The organism is Butyrivibrio sp. FCS006 (assembly GCF_000424525.1).
In the GTDB taxonomy this organism is placed as follows: domain Bacteria; phylum Bacillota; class Clostridia; order Lachnospirales; family Lachnospiraceae; genus Butyrivibrio.
The window spans coordinates 16,423-38,773 of the sequence record NZ_AUKB01000012.1 but is presented as its reverse complement, the minus strand read 5'-3'; the positions used below and the strand labels follow the sequence as shown (position 1 = coordinate 38,773).

19 protein-coding genes are annotated in these 22,351 nt (G+C 46.3%); 11 read left to right on the top strand and 8 right to left on the bottom strand.

What is annotated here, in order from left to right:
• Positions 1-40 precede the first annotated feature (40 nt).
• From G633_RS0103280 to G633_RS0103270, 3 genes are read left to right on the top strand one after another with little or no spacing between them, the layout of a single operon-like run.
• A complete protein-coding gene (locus tag G633_RS0103280; RefSeq protein ID WP_022767791.1) occupies positions 41-1,735 on the top strand; it encodes a phospho-sugar mutase in 1,695 nt (564 codons plus the stop codon).
• 12 nt (positions 1,736-1,747) lie between these two features.
• Positions 1,748-2,089, top strand: coding sequence for a hypothetical protein (locus G633_RS19045; protein WP_051154858.1), 342 nt, complete (start codon positions 1,748-1,750; stop codon positions 2,087-2,089).
• Between the two features lie 16 nt (positions 2,090-2,105).
• On the top strand, positions 2,106-2,291 hold the full coding sequence (locus G633_RS0103270; protein ID WP_022767790.1) for a CooT family nickel-binding protein: 186 nt from the start codon (positions 2,106-2,108) through the stop codon (positions 2,289-2,291).
• A 51-nt stretch (positions 2,292-2,342) separates the two neighbouring features.
• On the opposite strand, the gene G633_RS0103265 is transcribed toward G633_RS0103270, so the two are convergent.
• From G633_RS0103265 to G633_RS0103255, 3 genes are read right to left on the bottom strand one after another with little or no spacing between them, the layout of a single operon-like run.
• Positions 2,343-2,558: a hypothetical protein gene (locus G633_RS0103265; RefSeq protein WP_022767789.1), complete on the bottom strand. Its 216-nt coding sequence runs from the start codon at positions 2,556-2,558 to the stop codon at positions 2,343-2,345.
• Between the two features lie 17 nt (positions 2,559-2,575).
• Positions 2,576-4,267 carry a 2-hydroxyacyl-CoA dehydratase family protein gene (locus G633_RS0103260; RefSeq protein WP_022767788.1) on the bottom strand — a complete coding sequence of 564 codons (1,692 nt, stop codon included), beginning with the start codon at positions 4,265-4,267 and terminating at the stop codon, positions 2,576-2,578.
• 5 nt (positions 4,268-4,272) lie between these two features.
• Positions 4,273-5,460 carry a 2-hydroxyacyl-CoA dehydratase family protein gene (locus tag G633_RS0103255; RefSeq protein ID WP_022767787.1) on the bottom strand — a complete coding sequence of 396 codons (1,188 nt, stop codon included), beginning with the start codon at positions 5,458-5,460 and terminating at the stop codon, positions 4,273-4,275.
• 196 nt (positions 5,461-5,656) lie between these two features.
• Between G633_RS0103255 and G633_RS0103250 the strand changes: the two genes are divergently transcribed.
• From G633_RS0103250 to G633_RS0103220, 7 genes are read left to right on the top strand one after another with little or no spacing between them, the layout of a single operon-like run.
• The gene (locus G633_RS0103250) at positions 5,657-6,418 is read left to right on the top strand and encodes a nucleotide-binding protein (RefSeq protein ID WP_022767786.1); all 762 of its coding nucleotides are present in this window, start codon (positions 5,657-5,659) and stop codon (positions 6,416-6,418) included.
• A 21-nt stretch (positions 6,419-6,439) separates the two neighbouring features.
• On the top strand, positions 6,440-7,648 hold the full coding sequence (locus G633_RS0103245; RefSeq protein WP_026519052.1) for a 2-hydroxyacyl-CoA dehydratase family protein: 1,209 nt from the start codon (positions 6,440-6,442) through the stop codon (positions 7,646-7,648).
• A complete protein-coding gene (locus G633_RS0103240; RefSeq protein WP_242838822.1) occupies positions 7,645-9,420 on the top strand; it encodes a 2-hydroxyacyl-CoA dehydratase family protein in 1,776 nt (591 codons plus the stop codon). The genes G633_RS0103245 and G633_RS0103240 overlap by 4 nt, the downstream gene beginning before the upstream one ends.
• Before the next feature lie 54 nt (positions 9,421-9,474).
• Complete coding sequence (locus G633_RS0103235; RefSeq protein ID WP_022767783.1) at positions 9,475-10,269, top strand: acyl-CoA dehydratase activase; 795 nt, start codon at positions 9,475-9,477, stop codon at positions 10,267-10,269.
• Between the two features lie 22 nt (positions 10,270-10,291).
• Positions 10,292-10,459, top strand: a complete 168-nt coding sequence (locus G633_RS19865; RefSeq protein ID WP_022767782.1) for a hypothetical protein — start codon at positions 10,292-10,294, stop codon at positions 10,457-10,459.
• A gap of 14 nt (positions 10,460-10,473) precedes the next feature.
• Positions 10,474-11,190: a hypothetical protein gene (locus tag G633_RS0103225; RefSeq protein ID WP_026519050.1), complete on the top strand. Its 717-nt coding sequence runs from the start codon at positions 10,474-10,476 to the stop codon at positions 11,188-11,190.
• 18 nt (positions 11,191-11,208) lie between these two features.
• The gene (locus G633_RS0103220) at positions 11,209-13,272 is read left to right on the top strand and encodes an oxidoreductase (protein WP_022767780.1); all 2,064 of its coding nucleotides are present in this window, start codon (positions 11,209-11,211) and stop codon (positions 13,270-13,272) included.
• Positions 13,273-13,331: 59 nt separating this feature from the next.
• On the opposite strand, the gene G633_RS0103215 is transcribed toward G633_RS0103220, so the two are convergent.
• From G633_RS0103215 to G633_RS0103195, 5 genes are read right to left on the bottom strand one after another with little or no spacing between them, the layout of a single operon-like run.
• Complete coding sequence (locus G633_RS0103215) at positions 13,332-15,029, bottom strand: GGDEF domain-containing protein (RefSeq protein ID WP_026519049.1); 1,698 nt, start codon at positions 15,027-15,029, stop codon at positions 13,332-13,334.
• Positions 15,022-16,788 carry a GGDEF domain-containing protein gene (locus tag G633_RS0103210; RefSeq protein ID WP_242838826.1) on the bottom strand — a complete coding sequence of 589 codons (1,767 nt, stop codon included), beginning with the start codon at positions 16,786-16,788 and terminating at the stop codon, positions 15,022-15,024. The genes G633_RS0103215 and G633_RS0103210 overlap by 8 nt, the downstream gene beginning before the upstream one ends.
• 23 nt (positions 16,789-16,811) lie before the next feature.
• Complete coding sequence (locus tag G633_RS0103205) at positions 16,812-17,690, bottom strand: TPM domain-containing protein (protein WP_022767777.1); 879 nt, start codon at positions 17,688-17,690, stop codon at positions 16,812-16,814.
• Between the two features lie 20 nt (positions 17,691-17,710).
• On the bottom strand, positions 17,711-18,781 hold the full coding sequence (locus G633_RS0103200) for a hypothetical protein (RefSeq protein WP_022767776.1): 1,071 nt from the start codon (positions 18,779-18,781) through the stop codon (positions 17,711-17,713).
• Between the two features lie 21 nt (positions 18,782-18,802).
• Positions 18,803-19,993: an SPFH domain-containing protein gene (locus tag G633_RS0103195; RefSeq protein WP_022767775.1), complete on the bottom strand. Its 1,191-nt coding sequence runs from the start codon at positions 19,991-19,993 to the stop codon at positions 18,803-18,805.
• 736 nt (positions 19,994-20,729) lie between these two features.
• On the opposite strand from G633_RS0103195, the gene G633_RS0103190 reads away from it, so the two are divergent.
• A complete protein-coding gene (locus G633_RS0103190) occupies positions 20,730-22,349 on the top strand; it encodes an ASKHA domain-containing protein (RefSeq protein WP_026519047.1) in 1,620 nt (539 codons plus the stop codon).
• The last annotated feature ends 2 nt before the right edge of the window (positions 22,350-22,351 follow it).

Here is a 22,351-nt window from a genome sequence, read left to right as displayed (position 1 = left end):
AAATATTAAATATAATTGTGATTTTATGGAGGGTTAATGCATGGATTATCAGTCAAGATATGAAGAGTGGATGAATAAGCTTTCTGACAGCAATCCCTTAAAAGCTGAGCTTGCTGCCATCGCAGATGATGAGAAGGAAAAGGAAGAGAGATTCTATCAGGATCTTGCATTCGGAACTGCAGGCCTTAGGGGTAAGGTTGGAGCAGGAACCAATCGCATGAATTTCTTAACTGTAGGCAAGGCATCACAGGGTGTTGCCGACTACATCGTTTCAAAGGGACAGGCAGCTTGTGACGCAGGTGTTATCATAGCTCATGATCCCAGACATTTTTCAAGAGAGTTTTCAGAGCTGGCAGCAGGAATCTTTGCGGCTAACGGCATCAAGGTTTATACCTTCCCGAGCCTTCGCCCTACACCTGAGCTGGCATTTATGATAAGACGCCTTCATACGGTTTCCGGAATCAATATCACAGCATCCCACAACCCTAAGGATTACAACGGTTACAAAGCTTACTGGGATGACGGATGCCAGGTTTCAGCAGAGGTTGCAGACGGAATGACCGAGTGCATCAATGCGGTAGACATCTGGTCCGGAATCAAGAAGTCCGACTATGATGAGGGCGTAAAGGCAGGCAAGATCATAGTTCTTGGTGAGGAGTACGACAGAGAGTATCTGGACAAGATTGAATCCCTGGCAATCCACGAGGGCGACGATCTTGATCTTTCAATTCCTCTTGTTTACACACCACTTAACGGATGCGGATCAATTCCGTTCAGGCAGATGCTCACAGACAGAGGCTTTACTAACTGGAAGATCGTTCCCGAGCAGGAGAATCCCGATCCTGATTTCACAACTGTCGGATATCCCAATCCCGAGGATCCCAAGGCCTTTGCTCTTTCTGAGAAGTATGGAAAAGAGTTTGGTGCAGAGCTTCTTATGGCTACCGACCCCGACTCTGACAGATTTGCTATTGAGATCAGAGATGACAACGGCAACTACGTTCCTCTTAACGGAAACCAGACAGGTTACCTTCTTGTAAACTATGTCCTTGAGGGACACAAGAGCGCAGGAACACTGCCTGCTAAGGGAGCAATGGTTAAGTCTATTGTTACCTCAACTCTTTCAACAATAATTGCAAAGGCTTACGGAGTTGAGATGTTTGAGACTCTGACAGGCTTTAAGAATATCTGTGGCAAGATCCCTTACCTTCACGAGAACGGCTATCAGTATCTCTTTGGCTATGAAGAGTCAGTTGGATATGCAGTTTGTGAGGATATCAGAGACAAGGACGGAATCTCAGCAGGAATGCTGGTTGCAGAGGCAGCAGCTTACTACCGCAAGCAGGGTAAGACCCTTTGGGATGTTCTTGGCGAGATCTATGCCAAGTACGGTTTCTTTGCAGAGGATGAGCCGAACATCGTGCTTGAGGGAATTCCGGGTGCTCAGCGTATCCAGCGCATGATGAAGTACTACAGGGAGAACATTCCTACAGAAGTTGCCGGTGCCAAGGTAGAAAAGGTCATCGACTACATAAACGGCTACGAAGACATTCCACCACAGAACGCTATCAGAATGTTCCTCGATAATGGCTCATGGTTTGCAATAAGACCAAGTGGAACAGAGCCCAAGATCAAGTTCTACTTCTATTCAAATCAGGATTCAAGAGAGAATGCGCTGAAGGTTAACGCCGATATCAAGAAAGCTACTCTTGATCTGATAAATTCTGTTGAGTAAGGGGATATATAAATGAGCGAGCACACACATACATATACACATGAGCATGACGGAAGTCAGCATACTCATACATATACGCATGATCACGAGAATGGTGCAGAACATCATGACCACGATCATCACGAGCATCACCACCATGATCATCCTATGGAGAACAAAGAGCAGGTAAAAGCTCTTTTGGACTACAATTACAAGCACAACACCAGCCATGCTGACGAGCTGACAAAGCTTGCAGATAAGCTTGAGAGCCTTGGATTTGCTGATGCATCAGCTAAGGTATCGGAGGCGGAAAAGCTCTTTTCCGAAGGCAATGCCAACCTTAAGGCAGCGCTTGATCTTATCAGTGGCGACTGATAGAAGGAGGTGTGATATGTGCCTTTCTACAGTTTATAAGAACTCCAAGCCGGATGAGGCAATCATGGAGTACGTAAGTACCATAACCTTTGATGGGGACAACGTCATCTGCACGGATCTCATGGGTGAGAAAAAGAGCTTTAAGGGTAAGCTCACCTTTGTTGACCTGACAGGCGGAGTCATCAGGATCGATTGTGAATAAGAACAAAAAAATAAGAGGCCATCGCTAGGTGCGATAGCCTCTTTTAATTTCTTAAAGACTTGTATCTTCTACGCTTTCCTTCATTGAGTAAGGCATTGCAGTTGCATCGGGGCGCTTCATGTTATCAAAGCGCTTGATCATAAGTGGCTCCCAAATGTAGTACAGGAATTTGCCATCCAGATCAAAATAGAAAACTGCGAAGAGGATGCCATAAATAAGTGCTGCAATCCTGAAAAGCTTGAAAAAGAATTTTAATATTTTACTCATAATTACTCTCCCTTTAATTACCAGCTGCCACCGTCATCAAAATCAAGAAGTGAAGGATCCAGTGGCTCCTCGCGCATTACGGTTGTCATGTAGTCGTTTATGATATCGCGGATCTCTGCGCGGGATACTGTTCTCTTATCCGGAAGAGCATGTGGAACCCAGATAGCATGGATGTTACGTTTGCGGAATTCGTCCTCGAATACTCCGTGGATTCCCTGCATTCCCTTACACTGAAGCTGGTCGTACATGATGACCATATCGCAGTTGAATCTCTCCATGTAATCAAACAGGGAAAGAATGTGCTCGTGTCCGCCAACTGCCATTGCACGCATAGGTGCTTTCTCATTGAACCATGCCAGATCCTCAAGAGCGTGCTCGTAAGTATCGGTACGCAGGTACTGGTCAAACATAAGTGAATCCATGTTGATTACGCAGTTGATACCCCAGCAGTTGTAAGCCCATGTGCACCAGTGTGAGTAGTAAAGAGGTGCGCAGCTCCATGCAATTGCACGGTGTCTGGTCTTTGGGAAGGTCTCGATCTTGTTCTTGACACACTTGTCCATGATGCGCTTTACATGTGCATCCATCTCATGCCAGATAGGTCTGTCACCATCCTGTGAGTAGTAGATTCTGTAAAGAGCCTGAGCAACACCGGTGATAGGATAGTAAGGAGTGTTGGCTGCAACGTCCCATTTCTCCCATTCAAACTCGGTGAGTTTGTTGAAGTTCTGTGCATATTTAACGTACTTATCCCAATCCATCTTGATGCCGAAGTTCTCTTCTACGAACTTCCATGCGCCTTCGATCTCTTTCTGACAGTTCTTCTGAACCAGAGGATCGTCATAGCGCATAGGCTGTGGCATAGCATAGAGCGGACGGTTTAAGAACCAGTCCTGAAGAACTGAAGTTGCAACGGATCCGTCACAGGCCTCGTTCGTTGTAAGCATAACCGGGCTGTAATCCGGATAATCGTCAAGGACAAAGAGTCCGTACTCAGCCTGACACATAGGACATGGATCTGCAGGAAGTCCGATGGACTGCGCTGCGTCAATGTAATTCAGAACTGTGTGGTTGTTTACGTGTACTGAAACGAAGTAGGGGATCATCTCAAGAGCTACGTCATCGAGTTCACCTCTCCAGCCGTAAAAGATATTTCCACTGAGCGTCTCGTTGTGGGCAATAGTCTTTTTCCAGGTCTCGTTCTCTTCTCCGCCGTTGAGCTTTTTGTCGGCCTCAAACATTCTCATGAACTGTCTGATGGTCTCACTTACCATTCCGCGGTAGTGCCATGCAGAAGCCTTCATGGCCTCGCCCCTTGTACCTTCAAGACCTCTGTCGAACCAGTGCATAACTGTAAGATAAGTCTGACCCATCCAGCGATATCTCATGGTTCCCTTGACGAAAGTAACAACGCCCTTAGGACCGCCGCCGTACTTCATGATATCAGTAACCATGTGAGCGTAGTTGTAAAGCCAGATCATGTTGAAGTAGTACATGGTGTCTTTTACGCCACGCCACTCACGGTGCTTGTAAAGTCCTGTGTTGCCGACGTAGAGATCACCAAGGCGTCTCTCTTCATGGGGCTTGCCATACCAGAAATCCCTGGCCATTTTCTTTACGTCTTTTGGTTTATTCTTTTCTTCCGGGCTCTTTTCTACAACGAAGAGCTCTCGATATTTTGCTTTTATGTCTTTAAGTCCGAATGCCATATATCTCAGCCCTCCTTCTGTATTTTCTTGAGCTCGATGCTCTCAACAAACGCCTGGAATCTGGTTCTTAACTGTCCTACGGCGTTGTTTACATATTCTTTCTCGATAGAACATACGGGGTAACCGAAGTCTCTTGGGATAACGAGTGTGTCGATGGTACGCTCATAACTCCAGTACTCGCAGAACTTCATCTGTGAAATGATGATACCGTCTGCCTTGTATTCCTTGGCAATATCAGCAAGGTACTGCTTACGAGCACGCATGATATGCTGATCCATGAAACGAGGACACTCGCTGGTCTCAAGGTAGTGGCGTGCTATAGCGCGAAGGGGAGTCTCACCCTCTTTTACCACGATCTCTTCTCGTCCGGGAAGAGAGCCATAGCAGTAGCGGTCAGCAACGACCAAAGCGCCGCACTCCTCAATGAGTTTGATGAAGTCAGGATCATCCTCCTCGGAGCCTGTAAGAACAACCTTGACTCTGTAGTTCTTCTTGGCATCGGGCTTTCTGGTCTTGAGCTCTTCTGCGATGTCTTTTAACTTATCGATGATAAGGTACTTGGGACATACAAGAGTTGCCAGCTGGATGACGGAGAATTCCCAACCTGTGATGGTGGGTTCGTCGAGCTTTCTGTAGCTGCCGATCTCCTGAATGAGACGGCAAACCTCATTGTGCTGCTCGATAGCTTTTAAAAGAGCTTCATCAGAAGTGTCGATGTCGAAGTGCTCTTTTAACTTATCCAGCACGTGAGCCTGTAGCTGACCTACATAGTGGTCGATGGAGTTCTCGTTTTTCTTGAATGGAACATCGGTGAATTCGCAGAAGAAATCAGGATTCTTGATGATGTCCATAAGCTGGAGATGCTCCTGGAACCTACAGGTCACAGTACAGGTTTCTGTTGCCATTTCGGCGTCAAGGAAGTTGAAGCCTCCCTCAAGAGCCCTCTCTAAAAGGCAACGTCCGTACATACAGGTACGGTTGGTCATGTAGTAGGTTGCCATGTCAGGCGATCCACTACGCGGTGCACGAAGACGCACTGAAAAACACCCCGGAAGGTCCAAAAGAACTTCCGGCATGAAGTAGCAGGTATAACCAAGAGCGCGCTTTCCGTCAGCTTTTGCCTGGCGAACAAGCGGATTGTTGGCTTCCTGCAAAAGGTCTTCGAGCTCAAAGATATGCACGAGATCTTTCATGTATTTGGTTTCCCCCTCTTGTAGATTAAAAAAGCAAAAATACCACAGGGCATTTTGCTTAAAAATATGCATAATATTTTCAAGCATATGATATCACATATCACAAAAAGTTAAAAGAATAAGGTAATACTCTTGTAGAAATTATACAATCCTTTATAATATAAGAGCAGGGTAATTAACTCTACGAGGGGGATTTATGGCACATAATACAGTTGTTATCGCATTAGCGGGCAAAGGTGGCGTTGGCAAGACGTCTCTTTCTGCTGCTATTGTAAGACTCCTTACTGAAAAAAGACCCGACGCCAAGATTCTGGCTATTGATGCAGATCCGGCGGTGGGTCTTTCTGTCGCTCTTGGGGTAGAAGTTACTGAGACTCTGGACCAGATAAGAAAGAGAGTGGCAGAGGATGTTACCGGTAAACTAAGGGATACCCAGGATATCCTGGCAGAAGCCAAGTTCAGGCTCTATGATGCCATGGCTGAGCAGAGAGGATTTGCATTTCTTGCTATCGGTAGGCCGGAGGCGGCCGGATGCTACTGCGCCATCAATACTTATCTTAAGAAGGTCATCGAGATGCTTGTAGATGATTTTGACTACGTAGTGATTGACGGAGAGGCAGGAATTGAGCAAATCAACAGAAGAGTTCTGGAGAAGGTAACCCACCTTGTGTGTGTATCGGATCAGAGTCAGAAGGGTCTTAAGATCATCGGTACTATCAGAGACGTGGCAGGCGAGCTGGTGATGTACGATGAGATCGGTCTCATAGTAAACAGGGCGCTGTTCCCTGAGAGAATTGAGGACAAAGAGATCGAGGGAGTTAAGGTTGTGTCCGTCATTCCTCAGGATGATGCCATGACGGAGAACGACATGGAAGGACGCAGCATCTTTGAACTTCCGCAGGATACCGGAATATTAAAGGGCGCCGACGAGGCCCTTAAAAATTTAAAAATCTATTAAAGGCATAGAAAGGAGGTAGCCGTGCAGGACCTAAAACATCTAATCAAATTCGAGAATCTATTGGATGATGCAGCCAACGATCTGGTCAAGGAAGCACAGGCAGAAGGGCAGTATGCTATCGGATACACCTGTTATCACATGCCGGAGGTACTTCTGAATGTTGATAATTGTTTTTCAACCCGTATGCGAGCTCCGCGTACAGGTTCGATAGACATTTCCACATATTACATGTCCAACTACACCTGCGAGTTTGCCAGAGCTCTTTTGGAGAGAGGCATCGAGGGTGGTTATGAATATCTGGACGGTGTAGCCGGTGTTGATGCATGCTCAGCCATGAACAGATGCTATGAGCATCTTGAAGTGCTTGAGTGCAACAAGAAGCCACACTTCTTTGTAACTCACACCGATGTACCCTACAAGGTAGAGGACTACAACGTAGATCAGGTTGCAACACAGATGCGCCTTAGACTTCTCGATGTTATGCACGAAAAACTCGGCACCGACGTATCGGACGAGGCAATCAGAAAAGCAGTAGAGGAACACAACGAACTCTGCAGAGTTGTCACAGAAATCGGAAACTTCAGAAAGCTGGAGAATCCACCTATTACAGGATATGAATTCCATGTCATCTCTCTTGTGAGCTACTGCTGTCCGACTGCCAAGATCCTTCCGCTCCTTAAGGAGACTTTGGAGGAGATAAAGACAAGAAAGCCTGATCCCAAGCCATGGTTCAGAGCAAGAGTTGCAATTGTCGGATCAGAGGTGGACGACCTTGATCTTACAAGACTTCTCGAGGAAGCAGGAGCGATGGTCGTAGCTGACAGATACTGCTACGGATCCTTCCCGGGAAGAGAAGAGATCAAGCTCAATGATGACGAAGATATCGTCAAGCAGATTGCAAGACATTACATGATGACTTCCGAGTGCCCAAGGTACATGGCTGAGGAAAAGATAAAGCAGAGGAGAGATACTGCTGACAGACTCGCCAAAGAGTACGGCGCTGACGGAATCATCTTTGAACAGATGAAGTACTGTGATTTCTGGGCATTTGAGAGACCTCTTGCCAGCCATATCCTCACTGAGGAGTACGGATGGCCGACGCTCTCCATTGACAGATCTTACAACGTACACAATTCGGGACAGCTGCGAACACGTTTCCAGGCTTTTGTTGAGGCCCTTGAGATTAAACGAATCAGAAGAAATGCCCAGGAACAGGAGGTGGTTGGATGAAATACATAGATCCCAAGAATTTCAGACTTAAAGACCACATCGACTGGAAAGCTCAGGCTGAGAACATGAAGGAGATCGCAGGCATCGTCGGAGAGCTGGTCAAAGAGACCGACTGGAAAGACGTTGCAGCAGCTGCAGGTAAGGACGCCAAGGGACTTAAAAAGCGTATTACCCATGAAGTAAATCTTCTAAGGAACATGTCTCCCGAAGAGGTAAAAGACCTTGTTCTTAACGGTGAGAAACAGCTTGGTAAGCTCTATGCCAACGGCAAGATGGCCACAGTAAGGCGTGAGTGGAGAGGTATAAAGGACACCGGAGTTGACTTCTATGAGTGGACCAGAATGTGGGGAATGCTTCTTGCAACCTTCTCAAAAGACCTGGTACCTGCTCTTATGGGAGCAACACATTACAGATGGATGATCTCATACTTCTGCTGTCACTCCTTCATGGACAAGAACACCATGGGACTTAGAGGAAGAGCTCTTAAGATGCACCACGAGCTCATCTATGCAATATTCAGATATGTTGCTGAGAATCTGGTTCTTCTTATGAAGGCAGATGAGAAGGTTGGTAACAGCACAGACCTTTCCAAGAAGATAGTTCTTTTCGACGAGATGACAATGTCACAGATCATGGCAGGATTCCCGGACCTCATCGGTATTCCTTATCAGCTGATGCCGGTATTCCTTCTCTCTGAGATCGACCAGCTGGCATGTATGCCATACATTGACGCAATCGAGTCCTATGGACTTCCGTCAGATACCTGCCCGGTTCCTTCATCAGAGTGCGGAGCGGTAGTTGTGGATGCTCTTCCTCACATGGGAGCATGTTTCATTTCCAGCTCAATGCCTTGTGACGGATCTGTTATGGCTTCCTCTTATACAAGCCGCAGATTTAAGGATCTTCCGACATATCACCTGGCATTCCCGGTAAGATATGAGGACGAGTCCATTATGGATGCAGCGGTAAAAGACATTAAGGGCTGCATCAAGTTTATCGAAGACAACACAGGTGCAAAGTGGAACTGGGATGCTTACTTTGCTGCCATGAAGAGATTTAACGAAGAGACCAAGTATGAGCTCCAGAAATGGGAGATCAACCAGACTCCTTATCCTCAGCTCATCGGACCATGCTACGAGCTGTTCCGCAAGTGGAACTACGAGATGGACGGAGGTCTCGATCCCAGAATCATCTCAACCTTCAAGAAGGTTGATAAGCTCATGCTCAAGGCTTATGAGAATAGGGATGAAGCATGGCGCGGCAAGATGAAGTACAGAGCGATCGTTTGGTCAATACCTGCTCACTACTATGCAAACTTCTCCAACTGGGCAGCTAACTGCTGGGGCGTAGATATCCTGGTAGAGATGGAGTCACTGAACTTCACCAAGCCTCTCGAGACAGAGGACAAGGAAGAGGCTCTTAAGGATCTTTCAAGACTCTACGAGAGAATGGTAATGAGAAGACACACCAACGGTGGATATGACCACGTTGTTACAGAGCTCTGGAGACAGTGCGAGGCATGGAACGTAGACTTCGTACTTATGTATCAGCACGTATCCTGCAAGAACATGGCTACTGTTCAGGGACTGTTCGAGGATCAGGCAAGGGAGAGAGGCATCAAGCTTTTGTGGTGCAGCCATGACCTTATGGATCCAAGAACCGTATCCCGTAAGGATATGAGATCAGAGTTTAACGAGTTCATGAGAACAGTTATGAAGGCAGAACCGGTTGATCCGTCACTGCTGGATTTCGAAGATGATACTACATGGTAAAGCCATGTGGACTTAAACAAATTAGTTAATATTTTCTTAGGAGGAATTTTTAAAATGAAATATTTCGGTGGATGTGACGTAGGATCAACATATACAAAGGCTGTAATTGTTGATGAGACAGGCAAGATGGTTGCAGGAACAACTGTAAAGAGCAAGATCATTGCTCAGGAGTCTGCAGAGATTGCCATGAAGGAAGTAATCGATCAGGTTGAGGGACTTAATAGTTCCAAGGATCTTGAGTACCTCATCGGTACAGGATACGGACGTAACAAGGTTCCTTTTGCTGACGAGAACATTTCTGAGATCTCATGTCACGCTATGGGCGTACATGTAACAAACCCTTCAGTTAAGGCTATCATCGATATCGGTGGACAGGACGTTAAGGGTATTTCAATCGATACAGACGGAACAGTTAAGAACTTCGCTATGAACGATAAGTGCGCAGCAGGAACAGGACGTTTCTTCGAGGCTATGGCTCGTTCCTTCGAGATGAGTCTTGAGCAGTTCTCAAACCTCTCACTCTCAGCTAAGAACGTTATTCCTATCACAGCTCAGTGCACAGTTTTCGCTGAGTCTGAGGTTATCACCCTTGTCGGTGAAGGAAAGCCTATGGACGAGATCGCTGCAGGTATCGAGATGGCTGTTGCCAAGAGATGTTTCGTAATGTCCAAGAAGGCAGGCGCTACAGATTCCATCACACTTACAGGTGGATGCGCTAAGAATGCCGGACTTAAGGCTGCCATCGAGCAGGTACTTAAACTCAAGGTTGTTGATCTTTCTATCGATCCTCAGCTTATGGGAGCACTTGGAGCTGCTGAGTATGCAAGACAGAAAGGCCTTGCTAAGTAATAAGTGAAAGGACTTATTAGGGATGAGTAAGACTATAAAGATCATTCTGAAAATAATAAAAATTCTTGCCATTGTCACAGGAATACTCTTTGTGATCTATTTCTGGAACCTTGATCAGAAGCTCATGGCCTGGGCCTATACACAGGTAAACAAGATTTTTGACCGCAAGAAAGCGGACATTAAGTTCTGATTGGAGAAGGTTCTATGAAGTTATATGATAATTTGATCGATGTGACAGTGGGGGAACTTGAGAAGGCACAGGGAAAGGTCTTTTCCTATGAAAAGACATCCCCCTGGAAATGTCTTGATAACACTGAGTTCATCATGCAGAGAGATGCTGCGCTTGAGCTTGGTTCAGCAGGACTTCCTTCGGTTAACTACACCTGTGTCACCACATCGGGGAAGATCCTTAATGACGAGATAGTCGTCTACGGAAAAGACATCTCGGAGATAAGCGGCCCTACAGCCTTTGCCAGGATTGTGATCCTTGAGACAGGTGATCTTGGAGAAGATGAGGACCAGGAGAAGGCTTTCCAGGCCATCAGAAATCTTGAGTTCGTAAGGTACCATGTTTTCCCTGAAGGCTACATGGTAAGAGTATCTTCCCAGAGCAATCAGGAACAGGTTCGCATCGCAAAGAGTGCCCTGAAGAAGGGAATAAACTTTGCCGGCGTGGGAGCAGCCTATATTTCCAAATACAAGGAGCTCGACCTGGTAAAGAAAGTCAGGGTTATTTTCATCACAGAAAAAGAGCTGGTAGAAGCTCTTATGCCAAATGCAGACAAAGTGGATGCCATTACCAAGACACTTACTCACATTCTGGACGGACTGCCAACGGACTGCGGTCACTGCAGCATGAAGCCGGTTTGTGATGAGGTCGAGGGCATGCGCGAGCTGCATCTTGGAAAGAATAAAAAATAAACGAAAGGAATTGCCTAAATGAAACAGGAATATGAATCACTGTTCACCCCATGGAAGATCGGCAATCTTGAGATCAAGAACAGGATTGTACTGGCGCCCATGGGTGGCACATGTATTTTCGGCTGGATGGAACCAGGCGGAAGTCATTTCGACAAAGAGGCAGCAAGGCTTCTTTTAAAGATTGCCAAGCACGACTGCGGACTTGTTATTCCGGGTATCGCTCCGGTAAAAGACATGCTCGGCGGAAAATGGCTGTATCAGAACAAGCGCAAATTCAGTGAACTGGCTGACTTCATGGATGAGCTCCATGCTACGGGAGCCAAGATGTTTGTGCAGATGACTGCCGGATTCGGCAGGTCTTTTGCCCTTACAGCTCCGCTTGCACTTCTTGCTAAGAATAAGGCTCTTAACACACTTGCTAAGCCTTACATCGATGCAGAGTATCTTACAGCAGCGCCTTCAGTTCTTCCTAACCGCTGGGCTGACGACGTAACAACACGTGCAATCACAGAAAAAGAGATCAAGGACATCATCTATGCTTTCGGAGAGACAGCAAGACTGTGCAAGGAAGCAGGAGTTGACGGTGTTGAAGTGCATGCTGTTCACGAGGGATACCTCCTTGACCAGTTCACACTTAAGTACACCAACAAGCGTACTGACGACTACGGCGGATCTTTTGAGAACCGTTATCGTTTCGCAGTAGAGATTGTAAAAGAGATAAAGAAGAAATGTGGGGATGACTTCCCTGTTTCTCTTAGATATTCCGTAAGGTCCATGACCAAGGCATTCCAGTACGGAGCTATGCCCGGAGAGGACTTCGAAGAGATCGGAAGAGATATGGAAGAGTCTGAGAAGGCAGCCAAGTACCTTCAGGATGCAGGCTACGATATGCTCAACTGTGACAACGGAACCTATGATGCATGGTACTGGGCACATCCACCGCAGTACATGCCTCAGAACTGTAACCTCGCGGATGTTGAGCACATCAAGAAGTTCGTTGATATTCCTGTTGTATGTGCAGGTAAGATGGAACCCGATGTTGGAGCAGCAGCCATCAGAGAGGGTGGCATCGATGCTATGGCTGTCGGAAGACAGTTCCTTGCTGATCCCAAGTGGGTATCCAAGCTTAAGAGAGGCATGGAGGAGGAAATACGTCCATGTATCTGCTGTCATTCAGCATGCTTTAACCTTACCAAGCACAACGGTACAGCCAATGATCAGGATCTTTCAGAGTCTGCAGGAATGTGTAAGTGCGCGGTTAACCCTCGCAGCATGCAGTCCAAGAAATACAGAGTTAAACCTACCGATTCACCTAAGAAGGTTGCCATCATCGGCGGTGGTGTAGGTGGTATGGAAGCGGCAAGAATCCTTGCTCTTCGCGGACATGAGCCTGAGATTTATGAGAAGACCAGCGAGCTTGGCGGTGTATTCATCGCAGCTGCAGCTCCTGAGTTCAAGGAGAAGGATAAACAGCTCATCGCATGGCAGAAGCATCAGCTTAAAAAGCTCGGTGTTAAGATCCACTTTAACTATGAAGTAAGACCTGATTCACTGCCATCAGCTGACGAGTATATCATCGCAACAGGTGCTGAGGCTAACAAGATCCCGATTCCCGGAGCAGCAGAGTATGCTATGGATGCTACAGATTACCTCCTTGGTAAGAAGAGCGTAGGAAACGATGTTGTTATCATTGGCGGAGGTCTTACAGGCTGTGAGATCGCTCTTGACCTCTTTAGAAAGGGCAAGAACCCTCAGATCGTTGAGATGAAGGATGACCTTATTGCAGTCAAGAACATGTGCCTTGCTAACACAAGTTACCTTCGTGACTGCTTCAAGACCAACAATGTTCCTGTATATCTCAATGCAGGTGTTAAGCAGATTAACGAAAAGAGTGTTGATGTTAACCTCAAGGATGGAAGAACAATTACTCTTCCGGCTGACAATGTTATCATGTCAGTTGGATATCATCCTATTCCACTCCTTCAGGCAGCTAAGAACGTACACCTCCTTGGCGATTGCCAGAAGGTTGGAAATATCCGTTCAGCTATCTGGGGTGCATGGGACATCGCAATGAAGATTTAAATAATGATAAATTAAAAGCTCCGCTGTTTTGTGACAGCGGAGCTTTTTTATGTTTGTCGTTATAGTCTGTTATGTATTCCTAGTTCCTCATGCATCTTGCGTTTTAGCTCATACATTCTCTGATCTGCAAGCAGATATACTTCATGAGATGTGGCGTTTTCTGCACATTCATGCCTGAAGGCGTAGCCCGTAGCAACACTCCTGTGATACTCGGAGTATATGGCGTTCATTACGTTTAGAGCGCTGTTCATTCTTCCAAGCAGTGCATCGACGTCTTTTTCTGTTGAATCTTCCAGGATGACCAGGAATTCATCTCCACCGATCCTTGCGCAGAACCCGGTATTGTCAAAGGTTGTAATAAGAACCTTGGCAAAATCTGTTATGTACTTATCTCCGGAAGGATGCCCGAACTTGTCGTTGACGTACTTAAGGCCGTTTAAGTCAACGGAGATAATACAGTAATCGAGATTTGTCTTATCAAGATCCTCCATCTTTTTGTCTGCTTTTGCTCTGTTGGGCAGATTGGTAAGACCGTCTGCATAAGCCAGGTGCGAAAGTGAAGCATGTTCCTGCCTTTGGGCATAAGCACCTGTGATAAACACAAGATAGTTGGCAAGCTGGCAGACGACAAACACAAGACATCCGGCATCAATGGTTGCAATGCTGAGGAAGCTGGCATTTGGCATATAGTGGTAATTGGCCATGTAATAAATAATAAGATGTATCAGCTGTGCCAGTGCAAAGATAAACATTCCAAACATCTGTATCATATCGGATTCGGAGATATCTCTTTTGCGGATATTCCTGATGAGATAATAGGTTATCACTCCAAATCCGAATGCGCCTGCTGCGTGATAGATCGGCAGCGTAACCTTCATATGGATTCCGAAGATATAGTGAAGGACATACTGGGCAATGGTTACGCCTGTGGTCAAAAGAGCAGCTGTAAGATAAAGTTTCTTGTTCTCAATTTTCTGTATCAGATACAGGAAAAGATAGCAATAAGGCACAATAAGGTACATGGTGAAAAACTCAACCTCTGTCTCAAATCTGGTGTAAACAAAGGGCGAGAGTATGCTGTAGTAGGACATGATCCATGCTGACAGGTTCATACAAAAGATGGAACCTATTAGGAAGGATCTGATGTCCGGTACTGAGCTTACAAAAAACATTGTGATGCAAAGGAAGGAAAGACCAAATACCATCAGGAACATGCCGGTTGCGATTATGGGCAGATGCCTGTGGATGAAATCTCCCTCGACATCGGGCTGGCTTCCGAGCATAGGTGGATTAAGGTCCTTAAAGGCGCCCTGCTCACTTACTTTCATGATGAACTTTAGCTCTTTTCCCGCATAATCAGTGGGGAGCGTTATGAAATGGTAGGTCTTACCTAGGAATTTTTTTTCTTTGTAAATGTCTGATCCGAAATCGAAGATTTCCCTGCTGTCGAGAAAGGCGGTAAGGGTCGTGTATCTGCTCTTGAACAGTATTACGGGAAATGGGATATCGCCCAGATCCGGTAGTGTCGTGTACATTACGATGTTATCGCCTCTCTCAAGATGGCCGTTGGTGATGGACATAAAGCGGGTGAGAGGAATGTCTTTATTAACAATGCCGTTTACGGTAATGACCCAGCCCTCGTCCAGCTCGGCCATGGGGTACTCTGCAGTAAATGACATGCAGGTACGGATAAAAAGGCTTACGCAGGCAGCTAATATCAGTGCACAGATTATAGGGAGAATGCGTTTTTTACTCATCGCGATCACCTCCCTTTTCCAGCATCTTTCCAAGAAGGTCATCGTAAAGTCTTCCGAGGGTCTGTCTGTGATGCTGATTTTTCATGGCATACATGCGCTGATCGGCAAGAAGATATACTTTCTGTGCCGGTGAGCCGGCTTTTAGTTCTTTATCCCTGCTGGAAGCATAGCCCCAGGAAGCGGAGAATCTAAGGGTTGTGCTGCCGGAATTTCTGTGTTCCATCTGATCGGCAAAGCATGCCAGATCTCTCTGGGTTCTTTCTTCGTCTATAAACGGGAGAATGACGATAAACTCATCACCGCCCATTCTTCCGATGAGTGAGGCGTCGGTGAAGCTGTTCTGAAGTATTTCCGAAAAGCCGCTAAGGAGCTTGTCTCCCATGTCGTGGCCATAATTGTCATTGGTGTATTTAAGGTAATCGAGGTCCATGCTTATTATGGTGTAGTCGCCGGACAACTCTGCAAGAGTCTGTTCGCAGCGGGATCTGTTGGAGATACCTGTTAAGGCATCACTGTAAGCAAGGCCTTCAAGCTGCGTTTTTATAGTGGATTCGTTGATGAATTCTATGCAGTGGAAGAAGAAGTTAAGAAGAAGGCTCATGATGAAAACCAGGGCACCAACTGTGGTGAAGGTGATCTCAACCTTGGCCTGGCCTGTGGAGACGAACTTCAAAATGTTGTAAGCAACAATATCTATCATGGCACAGAATACGAATAGAATAAGACCTATGATAAGGATCTGAGTAGAGACTATTCTTGCGCGAACAATGTCGGCATCATTATCATTGGAGGCTTTGATTACTGTATGTATGAGTGAGAATATTAAAAATATGCCTTCTGTCAGAGCAAGAATGTGAAGCGTGGTGACGAAATTACAAATGTGCACCAGATTAGTAAAGTGAAGGACGGCTGTCATTATTCCAAATAAGACATTTATGATAAACAAAGCCTTGGCAGTGCGCTTAAAGCTTGACTGACCTGTCACAACAACAAAGCCCATGATGGCAGCAGGAATAAGATATAAAGTGATGTATTCAGCAAAGGTATAAAATGGCGGATTATCCGCTAGATACCAAAAAACATCGTTAAAGCTGAGTATATATATTCCGATGAGCAGCGATGTTAAGCCGCTGAATATAATACTCAGGTCATGATATCTGGAGAACGCCAAAAAAGGTGCCATGATGATGAGCAGGAATCCCAGATGGCAAAGGTATACACCAATTACCATGGGGAGACGAACGCCCTGTATCATGGTGTTTTTTATGTCGTTATAAATGCCAATCCTTATTGGGGATAAGCCGGAAAAGGCATCTTTGTTGCTGGTAGTAAGAATGATCGTCAGCTCTTTTCCCTGATAATCATCCGGGAGCTGTACGAAGTTCTCGTTCTTTGGGGCCATTTTGCCCTTTTCGATGTAATCTGTTCCGAAAGAATAGATGGGCTCACCATCTAAAAATACTTCAACTGAAGAGAGGATTGATCTGAATGAAAGTGCTGCAGGTGCAATCTGTTCATCGGGAAGAATGGTAGAAAGCTTAAGGACGTCGCCTGCATTTAGCGTTCCTAGGCTGGTCTTGGTTATGTTGTCAGGCTGCCAAACCTCATCTCCACGAGAAATAGTCCAGCCGGAATCCAGCTGAACTATTTTATTCTGTAATGGAGTATCGTACTTGTGTGTGCCAAGAAACAGCAGAAAAACAGTAACCAGAAGTACTGCCATTACTGACAACAAAGCTGTGCGGATTTTCACAGTCATTGCCACCGGGTAATCCTCCTGCTTTAGAAGTGTCCGTGACTTCCTCCGTGAGTGTGTCCGGAACTGGATGTGTGGACTGAACTTCCGCCTCCAAATGAGCTGCCACGTCCTGAAGAATTGTTGTCGCGGGGGATTGGAGTTCTTTGAAGGGTCTTATTAATGAATCTGTCCTCGCAAACTCTGAGAGTTGGTGAGCCTGCCTGATAACCACCGGCACCGGGTTTCATCTTGACGGTCTTTAAGTCTGATTTCATCTTAAGGATCGGGGCAAGACCCAGTAAAAGTCCGATGATAACACTGTATAGGCCAAAGCTCATATAGTCAGAAGCTGTGCGAATGGGTTTGGAATACACATCATAAGGTGTACCCTTGGAAGCCTCTTCGAGGAGCTTGTCACATTCCTTGACATAAGTTGTAAATGCACCGTTGTAGTCGCCATTTCGCAGGTCATCCATCATGGCGTTTACCATGTAGGCCTGACCGTAGTCCGTGAAGGTGTTAATCGCACTGCCGCTGGTACTGATGGCCCATTCTCTGTCGTACATGCTGAGCATAAAGAGAATACCGCTTTCATTGTAGTCAGCGCCGAAACCGTTGTAATCGAAATAGTCATCTGCGTAAGCCTGGATGTCTCCATCGTGGGCATTGGTCGTCAGCAAAACGATGTTGCAGCTCCATTTCTGACTGGTCTCGTCAAGCCTTGCAAGCAGCGCCTGCTCCTGTGAATCCGTAAGGAGATCTGCATTGTCAACAAGTCTTGGCTTTTGGCGACTTGAAGGTACTGTATTGCTATCCCAGAGTTTATCGGCTGCCAGAACCTTAACCGGTAACAGCAGTGTAAGGAGGAGCAAAGCCAATATCATTCTGGATAGATAGATTTTTAAATGTGTCTTTTTATTCATGGTTTGTCCTGAAGGTTACATTATGCAAACATGCAGAAAAGGCCGAAGGCTATAGCTGCTATTACACCGGCGATAGGGAAGTAGTACATGAGTGCTCTCGATAAAGAAAATGGGAGATTTCCCACAAACTTACCGCTCTGTCCGTTCATGGCAAAGAGGTAATTTCCTCCGTTCCAGGAAGTATTGAGGATATAAACCGGATAAAGAGCATACTTGCTGGACTCGTTGGAAGGAGTGCACTGTTCGCTTCTTGCCCGAAGCGTCGAGTAACCTGAAATGGTATTTCTGAAGTCGGTAATGGCGGAGGAATGCATCCTGCTCAGCGCCCTACCCTGGTCTTCATCGGCGTTGACGTTGTATTTGTTGGCGAGAAATCCTGCTAGATAACCCATGTTGAAGGGAACCATCTTGGACTGGTCGAAGGGTTCAAGTGATTCCATAAGGTCATCGGGCATCTCTTTGGAGCCGTCAACAGGAACTTTTTCAAAGCGCTCGGATCCAACCCTTGTAATATCGTAGTGGCTGGTCTCTGTGTAGTGATAGTTATGATCGCTCCAGGTCCTGACCTTGGTGGCATCAAAGGAAGCGCTGTAGTTCTGGGTTGCGTCAAAGAGCCAGAAGGGCACATAGATACCCTTGATCTCATCGATGTGATTCTGATCAAAGAATACCTTTGGCAGGAGCTTCTTGGATTTTACGTAACCTTTATAAGCCTCGATGGCATCATCCTTTGTCTTTTCAAAAGGAATGATGTAGTCGGGGGTGAACTTTCCTGTGAACTTTTCTTTTACAACGACGTTGTTACTGCAGAAAGGACATTTCATGGAGCCAAGCGACTCTGTGGCCAGGATTTCGCCGCTACAGGATCCACAGCGGTAGATGAACATCGGCTGGGAAGCGTCTGCCTCACCTTCGGCGGGATTTGTAACATAATCATCTGCTGATTCTCCGGCAGAGTCTGAGTTGTGATTGGCTATATAGTCCTTTACATCAAATTCCGAATCACAGAAGGGGCATTTGATCTTCTGGGTCTTCGGATTAAATTCCATTGCCCCGCCACAGGCGGGGCATTCATATTCGTGTAAAGCCATGATTTCCTCTAAATAATAAAATTAGTTAGGTCTTGGTGAGCCACACTGTGTGCAGAAGTTGCCAGAGTTTACAGTGCCACATGAGCATGTCCATCCGGCATCGGGCTTCTTAGCACCACAGTTAGGGCAGAAGTTACCTGTATTTACGTTTCCGCAGGAACATGTCCATGAACCTGCAGAAGGAGCTGCCATCTGAGGAGCAGCCTGAGGCTGAGCCTGCTGAGCCCCCATTGCATAGAGTGACTGTGCGTTCATTCCACCTGCCTGCTGAGCCATGTTCATTCCTGCAAATGCCATCATAGGACCTGTTGCAGTGTTCTTAGCTGCATCCTGCATAGCCTGTGCCTGAGCACTTGCAAGAGTAGCTGCAGCCATATTTGGATTCTTAAGAGCGCCGGCTCTCTGGAGCTCTTTTATTGTCTTTTCATCTTCTTCGGAAGCATTAACTGAGCTGATACCGAAGGAAGAAATCTTGATACCGTAGGTCTCTGTCCACTTCTTTGAAAGAACGGTGTTGAGAACGTCAGCGATCTCTGTTGTGTGTCCGGGAAGTGCACTGTAACGGATACCCATTTCTGAGATCTTTGCAAATGTAGGCTGAAGAGCTGTAAGGAGCTCACTCTTGAGCTGAGACTCAATCTTGTCTCTTCTGAACTCATCAGTTACGTTGCCAACGATGTTCTTGTAGAAAAGAACAGGGTCAACGATCTTATAGCTGTATTCGCCGTGGCAGCGGATATCGATATCCATATCAAGTCCAACGTTAGTGTCAACTACGCGGAAAGGAACGGGATTTACTGTTCCGTACTTGTTGCCGATGATGTCTTTTGTATTGATGTAATAAACTCTCTGATCCTTAGCTGTGCCACCTGCAAAGCTAAGTCTCTTATAGAATTCCTTAAAGGAGTTAACGATGTTCTCTCCAAGATCGCCATAGAAAATAGATGGCTCTGTTGAAGTGTCATATACGAATTCGCCTGCCTCAGCACAGATTTCAGTAATCTGTCCCTGGTCAACTAAGATCATGCACTGACCTTCGTTAACAGCAACGATCGATCCGTTAGAGATGATGTTCTCATTGCCCTTGCCCTGTTTCTTCTTACCTTTTGTTAGAAGCACATCAGAAGTGAGTGAATCACAATAGAAATAATCTCTCCAGGAATCAGAGAGTACGCTTCCGCCTGCTGAGAGTGCTGCTGAAATAAGCCCCATAACTATCTCCTTTCATACTAAAAAGCCATTTTTTATTTCCGAATTAATCTACTCGGTTACCTTATATTTTCTCACATTTAAGGTCAAAATTCCAATGTTTTGTGACAATTTCGCCCCCCTAAATGAGCCCCCGGGACGGAGTCAGTGGCTCATTTTTGATCCCTAGGGACGGAGTCAAGGGCTCATTTTTGACCCCCCGGGGACGGAGGTAAGGGATCATTTTTGGGGGAGCTGCTTCCGCCTGAGGGCCTGGAGCGCTGGTAAAAGACTACTAAGAAGCATCACATCAGGTCAGTTTTATAAGTCTTGGTTGGAAACTGTATATCGATCACCCCACAACTATCTTCTATGCAAAAAATAGTTGGAAATTTCAATAAGGGATTTTTTGTCTCACTGAGGAATTACATCACACGACATCCGTAGGCCGGTAGTTGTGATGCAGGAAAAACCTTAGGCATCAAATTTTCTTTCCCCCGACCCTCGAAAATCTTTTGTGATTTCCAACTAGTTTGTCATATAAAAATTTTTGTGATGCTTTTAAAAAATCGGTTCCAATCAATAGGGTGATATATCCTATTTTGTGATGCATATTTCCGTGTTCCAGATGAAAATGAGCCCCTGACTCCGTCCCCAGGGATCAAAAATGAGCCCTTGACTCCGTCCCGGGGGCTCAAAAGGAGTCAAAGAGAACCGTCCCCATTGACTCTAAAAGCCACAGTTACTACACTTAGTGTATATGAGGGCAAAAGAGATTACGGTTACCATAAATGAATATGGAAAAGTGCAAACCGTCGCTGCCACAAAGGGTGAGCGCCTAAAGGCAATCCTCGACAGAGCGGGAATCGTGTACTCGCTTCCCTGCGCAGGGGCAGGAAGGTGTGGAAGATGCAGGATCAAGTTCCTGAAAGGCGCGCCAATTCCCGGCAGTTTCGAGGAGAAGTTCCTGACGGATGAAGAGACGGAAGAAGGAATCAGAATCCTCTGCAGAACCGTGGTCTATGAAGACTGCGAGGTGGAGCTTCTTGAAAGTGCCAAGGAACATGACATATCTGCGCTGACTTTAGACGATGAGCCGGTAAATTCTCCCGGTAAGCTGGGCAAGCCAACAGGCCATGATGGTGAAACGACAAGATCCTACGGCATTGCCATCGACCTCGGCACAACCACCATCGCCGCAGCCCTGATATCAACCACTTCGGACAATCCCGGCTACAAGGTCTTTCAGACCGCCAGCTGCATCAATTCCCAGCGCCGCTATGGAGCTGATGTCATATCAAGAATTTCAGCTGCGGAGGATGAGGAGACACGAGAGGCCCTTCGCAGAACCGTAGTCACAGATATAGAGAATCTGATAAAAGAGCTGACGACAGCCGGAAGCATCACCTATATCGGTCAAAACCCGGACCTAAAGGCCATAACCATAACTGGCAACACAACCATGCTTTACCTCCTTGCCGGCAATGATCCGAAAAGCCTTGGCAGTTATCCGTACATAGCAGAGCATTTGGAAAAAGAGTGGATGCTATCAGACATAATCCTTGACAACATCCCGGACATCAGCCTGACGATCCTTCCCGGAATATCAGCCTTTGTGGGCGCAGACATCGTAGCCGGACTCTTCACCCTGGAACTTACCGATGATGAAAAGTTCTTTTTCCTTGATCTTGGAACCAACGGCGAGATGGCTTTCTACGACGGAGAGAGGCTAAGAGTTACTTCAGCTGCCGCAGGGCCTGTGTTTGAGGCAGGTGGCATCAGTTGCGGAACAGCATCAATTCCCGGCGCAATCGACCACATAACAATAGATGAAAAAGATCGCCATGTGACCACCCATACCATCGGCAACGCAGAACCCATCGGTATCTGCGGAACAGGCGTTATGGAGATAACCTCCGAACTTGTCAAAAATCACATCGCTGATGAGACAGGTCTTTTAACAGATGAGTACTTCGATGATGGCTTTCCGCTGACCAAAGACGGCAAAATAAGATTCACACAGCAGGATATCAGAAACGTCCAGCTGGCTAAGGCTGCGATTTACACCGGCGCAAAGACTCTTTTAAACGGAGATATTCCCGATAAGGTCTATGTTTCCGGAGGATTTGGAAGTAAAATATCACCAGAAAATGTAGAAGAATTACGTATGTTTCCAAGGGAATTTGATGGTAAGATAGTAGCAATCGGAAACTCTGCACTCAGAGGCGCTGCGCAGTATACAGCATGTGTCCTCTCCGGGTGGGAAAAAGAAACTGATGGGGCAGCGAAACTTGACCTCATAACCGAAAGCGCTGTGGTAACCGAACTGGCAACCACGGACGGATTTGATGAGGACTATATCGCAGCAATGAACTTTTGACG